The 2,205-nt window shown below is 65.3% G+C and carries 2 protein-coding genes and 1 pseudogene; all 3 read right to left on the minus strand.

What is annotated here, in order from left to right; translation table 11 throughout:
- Positions 1-92 precede the first annotated feature (92 nt).
- Positions 93-398: a transposase gene (locus ORI27_RS32735; RefSeq protein ID WP_266001407.1), complete on the minus strand. Its 306-nt coding sequence runs from the start codon at positions 396-398 to the stop codon at positions 93-95.
- A gap of 73 nt (positions 399-471) precedes the next feature.
- Entirely contained in the window at positions 472-1,284 is an 813-nt protein-coding gene (istB, locus tag ORI27_RS32740; protein ID WP_266001408.1) for an IS21-like element helper ATPase IstB, read from the minus strand.
- Positions 1,281-2,123, minus strand: a pseudogene (locus tag ORI27_RS32745) (Mu transposase domain-containing protein); the annotation flags it as partial. The gene istB and the pseudogene ORI27_RS32745, both read right to left, overlap by 4 nt.
- Between the last annotated feature and the right edge of the window lie 82 nt (positions 2,124-2,205).

Consider the following 2,205-nt stretch of genomic DNA (forward strand, 5'->3'; position numbering starts at 1 on the left):
CCCGCTGCGCCTATTCCAGCCCCGCCACCTACGAAAACAACCACACATTCGCTACGCTGCCACAAGCGGCGTAACCACAAATCCCGTGTCCACTACACCGGGGCAAGGCCCATCTGTGCGCTGGGGTCCTCGGCCTGGATCTGGTTCCACATCTTCGCAAAGCTCTTCCCCGACAATCGTTCCCGACCACGTAGCAGGCGGCGCCGGTTCGCCCACTCCGGGTCGATCTTGCGGCCGCGGCGCTCCCGCAGGTCCCAGGTGATGCGGCGGCGGACCTTGGTCAGTGCGTCGTTGGCCAATTTCACCAGGTGGAAATGGTCGACCACCAGGGTGGCGTTGGGCAACAGCCCCGGCGTGCGGACCGCGGAGGCGTAGGCGGCGGCCGGATCGATCGCCACGTACTGATGTCAATGGCCAAGTGGAAGTCCCCGCTGGTGGCCAGGTAAAAGTCCCCACCCCGTGCGGTGATTTCTAGGTTGGTTGAGGGCTCTCCTTTCGGTGGTGGGCGTCTTTCATGCGGTAGGAGTCGCCGTCGGTGATGACGACAGTGGCGTGGTGCAGGAGGCGGTCGAGGATGCTGACGGCGGTGGTCTGTTCGGGCAGGAACCGGCCCCATTGTTCGAAGGGCCAGTGTGAGCCGATGGCCAGGGAGCGGCGCTCGTAGGCCCCAGCGACGAGCCGGAACAATAGCTGGGTGCCGGTGTCATCGAGCGGGGCGAAGCCCAGTTCGTCGAGAATGATCAGGTCGACCCGTAGTAGGGACTCGATGATCTTGCCGACGGTGTTGTCGGCCAGGCCGCGGTAGAGGGTTTCGACGAGGTCGGCGGCGGTGAAGTAACGGACCTTGTGTCCGGCGTGGATCGCCGCGGTCCCCAGTGCGATGAGGGTGTGACTTTTGCCGGTGCCGGCCGGGCCGATGATCGCCAGATTCTGTTGTGCGCGTATCCATTCCAGACTTGACAGGTAGTCGAACACCTTCGGCTGGATCGAGGATGCGGCCACGTCGAACGAGTCGAGTGTCTTGGGCACGGGAAATGCCGCGGCTTTGAGCCGGTTGACGACGTTGGAGGCGTCGCGTGCGGCCAGTTCGGTCTCGACCAGGGTGCGCAGCACTTCCTCCGGGGTCCAGCGCTGCGTCTTGGCAGTCAGCAGGACCTCGGGCGCGGTGCGTCGGATCGCCGCGAGTTTGAGTCGGCGCAGTCCGGCGTCCAAGTCAGCGGTCAGCGACGGGATTGACGGTGGTGCAACAGGTTTGGTGGCGGTCACCGGTGATACTTTGGTCACGAGATCACCTCGTCACCGGTGACGGTGCCGATCTTGTAGGCGTCCAGGGAACGCATCGGGGCGACTGGAAGGTCCAGGACCAGCGCGTCGCCGGCCACGCGTGGTTGTGGTGTTCCGGTTCCGGCGGCCAGGATGGACCGCACGTCAGCGGCCCGGAACCGGCGAAATGCCACTGCCCGATGCAGGGCGGCGACCAACGCCTGCTCACCGTGGGCGGCTCCCAGAGCGAGCAGGATCTCCAACTCTGATCCCAGGCGGGTGTTGCCGATCGCGGCAGCCCCGACCAGGAACGCTGCAGCGTCCTCACCGAGGTCGCAGAACTGCTTCTCCACGCTGGTCTTGGGTCGTGGTCCTCGACTCGGCGCCGGCCGGGGGCCGTCGTAGTGGGCATCCAGGATCGAGGCACTGCCCGGTGCGGTGAGTTCGTGTTCGGCCACGATCATCCCCGTCGAGGGCTCCACCAGGCAGACTGCGCCGTGATCGAGCACGACGGCTACCGTGGCGCCGATCAGCCGGGTGGGCACCGAGTAGCGGGCCGAGCCGTAGCGGACACAGGACAGTCGGTCGACCTTGCGCAACACTGAGGCTGCCCCGATCTGCAAGCGCAACGACGGCAGTGGTTGCAGCAGTCCACGTTCGGTGATCAAACGCTCATCGGGGACCGCCGCGATTTCGGAGTGCACCACGGCGTTGACTTCCGTGCACCATGCCGCGGCCGCAGTATTGGCCGCTCGCAGATCGACCGCGGTACCGGCCACAGCCGCCTCGGTCAGCAGCGGCACCGCCAGATCGCGTTGGGCATACCCGCACAGGTTCTCCACGATGCCCTTGGACTGCGGTTATCCGGCTAATCTTGGTGCGGTTTCTGCTGTTGAAGGTGGGTCTTCAGTCAGGTTTTGCTTTTCGTAGGCGGCGGATTTC

This window comes from Mycobacterium pinniadriaticum (genome assembly GCF_026242045.1).
Classification (GTDB): domain Bacteria; phylum Actinomycetota; class Actinomycetes; order Mycobacteriales; family Mycobacteriaceae; genus Mycobacterium; species Mycobacterium pinniadriaticum.